General features: G+C 73.8%; 1 protein-coding gene. It reads right to left on the bottom strand.

Annotated elements, in window-relative coordinates; all coding sequences use genetic code 11:
* A partial coding sequence (locus O3Q52_RS51680) for a BTAD domain-containing putative transcriptional regulator (RefSeq protein WP_269655336.1) occupies window positions 1–2,728 on the bottom strand: 2,728 nt, incomplete at both ends.

Genomic DNA, 2,728 nt, shown 5'->3' with positions numbered 1-2,728 from the left:
CCGTTGTCCGCCGTCGACGCCGGACAGCGCGAGGGAGGCGGTGGCCAGATGCGCCGACGTCATGTTCGGCGAGATCATGTTGCTCAGCGGGTCCTGCGCCCGCTGCAGGGCAGCCCTCGCCTTCGTCACCGCTTCCTCGTACAGCCCGTCCACGGCGTCCAGCCAGGCCTCCACCCCGAGCACGTACGAGTCGAAGACCACGAAGTGGACGGCGCCGAACTCCTCACGCATCCGGTCCATCTGGATGCGGGCCTCGGCAAGCCGGCCGGTACGGCCGAGCCACGTCGCGAGGAAGAGCCGCGCCGCGGGCATCGCCTCGTTGCGCGCTCCGTGGCCCTGCTCCAGGACGTCGCGGAGCATCCGCTCGCCCCGCTCGGCCTCCCCCGAGTCGATGAGCACGCCGCCGAGACGGGTGGTGAGGATGGCCGTCTGGGCGCGGGCGCCGAGGTGTTCGGCGTGGGTGATGGCCGCCTGGTAGTCCGCCGCGGCGAGTTGGTACTCGCCCTTGCGTTCACGGGCCTCGCCCCGTGCGGAGAGCGCCTCGGCGGCGCCCCAGCCGTCCCCGATGCGGACGAAGATGTCCAGCGACTCGTCCGCGTCACGGGTCGCGTCACCGGCCCAGTCGGCGCGGTTGGCAAGGATGTTGGCGCGCATCTGCAGGGAGCCGGCCAGCTCCCACTGGTAGCCGAGCTCCCGGCAGGTGTCGACGCTCGCGTCGATGACCTCGCGCAGCCGGTCCATGTCGCCGGTCAGCATCACGGCGTAGAACCAGAGGAAGCCGGGGTTGCGGCAGACCTGCGGGTACCCCGGCTGGTAGGTCTCGGTGATGGCCAGCAGCTTCGCCTCGGCCTCGGGGGTCTGCCAGGTCTCCAACTCCAGGTCCATACAGGCGAGATGGAGGAGGTGGACACCGCGCCGGGCCTCGGCGAGGACCTCGGGGCGCATCGGTGGCGGAGTCTCGGTGCACCGTTCGTGGAGCGGGACGGCCGGCTCGGCGGGCGGCGCGAACGGGTCGGGGCCGAGCGCCATGATCTCGCGGGTCCAGTTGCGTGCCGCCGTGCGCAGGTCGCGGATCTGCCAGTACCAGGCGAGGGAGAGGATGAGGCAGAGCGCCTCCTGTTCGTCGCGTTCGGCGACGGCGTGCTGCAGTGCGGCGCGCGTGTTCTCGCCCTCGACCTGGAGCAGTTCGATGGCCGCGCGCTGGCCGGGGCCGCGCAGCTTCGGGTCGGTGGTACGGGCGAGTTCGCGGTAGTACGTGAGGTGCGCGCGCTCGGCGGCGGGGCGCTCGCCGGACTCGTCGAGCCGCTGTCCCGCGTACTCGGCGACGGTCTCCAGGAGCCGGTAGCGCATCTCGCCGTCGGCCCCGTCCAGGGGGGAAGGGGCCGCGACGACAAGGGACTTGTCGACGAGTGAGCCGAGCAGCTCCAGGGCGGCGGGGCCGCAGACGGCCTCGGCGGCGGCGAGGTCGCAGCCGCCTGCGAAGACGGACAGCCGCCGCAGCACGTCCCGTTCGTCCGCGTCGAGGAGGTCCCAGGACCAGTCGACGACGGCACGGAGTGTCTGCTGGCGCGGCAGGACCGTACGGCTGCCCGAGGTGAGGAGGCGGAAGCGGTTGTCGAGGCGGTCGGCGATCTGCCGCGGGGTGAGCATCCGCAGCCGGGCGGCGGCCAGTTCGATGGCCAGCGGCAGTCCGTCGAGCCGCCGGCAGATCTCGGCGGCGGCCGCTGCGGTTTCGGCGTCGGCGTCGACCCGGAAGCCGGGCCTGGCCGCGGCGCCCCGGTCGGCGAGCAGTTTCAGCGCGTAGGGCTCGGGCAGCGGTTCCACCGGCCGCAGCAACTCCCCCGGTACGCCGAGGGGTTCGCGGCTCGTGGCCAGTACGGTCAGTCCGGGGCAGCGTTCCAGGAGCTGTTCGACGAGGCGGGCCGCGGCGTCCACGACGTGTTCGCAGTTGTCGAGGACGATCAGCATGCGGCGCTTGGCGCAGTGCTCGGTGAGCCGGGCGAGGGGGTCGTCGTGCCGGTCGGTGACGGCCCGCATCTCCTCGGCGCCGGCGCCGCGCAGCACGGTCTCCCGCGCTCCGACCGCGGTGAGTACGGCCTCGGGCACGGCTTCCGGGTCGTCGACGGGGGCGAGTTCGGCCAGCCACACCCCGTCGGGCACGGACGCGGCGACGCTCTCGGCGGCCTCCTGGGAGAGCCGGGTCTTGCCGGCCCCGCCGGGCCCGAGCAGGGTGACGAGCCGGGCGGCCCCGAGGTCCCCGCGGATGGTCTCCAGGTCGGTGTGCCGGCCGACGAAGGAGGTGAGCCGGGCGCGGAGGTTGCCGAGGGGCGCGGGGCGGTCGCGGGTGCCGGACGGGGGGTTGGGCCCGGGCGTCTGCTCGTACGACTGCTGGTACGACGTCGGCCGGTGTCCGTTCTTGCTGGTTTCCCCCCGGAGCAACTCCCCGTGCAGTGACCGCAGTTCGGGTCCCGGGTCGGTGCCGAGACGGTCGGCGAGGAGGTGTCGTACGGATTCGTAGCCCGCCAGTGCCTCCGCGGTGCGGCCCGCGTCGCGCAGGGCGCGCAGGCGCAGGAGTTGGAGTGGCTCGTCCAGGGGGTGGGCGTCGCAGAGGGCGGTGAGGTCGGGGAGGTACTGCCCGGCCTGGCCGAGGGCGAGGGCCGCGGTGAGGCGGGCTCGGTGGGCGTCGAGGCGGCGGGCCTCCCAGCGGGACGACTCGGCGGTGCGGTCC

Origin of the sequence: Streptomyces sp. ActVer (assembly GCF_027270795.1) — a bacterium.
GTDB classification, from domain to species: domain Bacteria; phylum Actinomycetota; class Actinomycetes; order Streptomycetales; family Streptomycetaceae; genus Streptomyces; species Streptomyces umbrinus_A.
The sequence above is the reverse complement of the archived record's forward strand: the minus strand, read 5'-3'. Positions and strand labels throughout refer to the sequence as shown.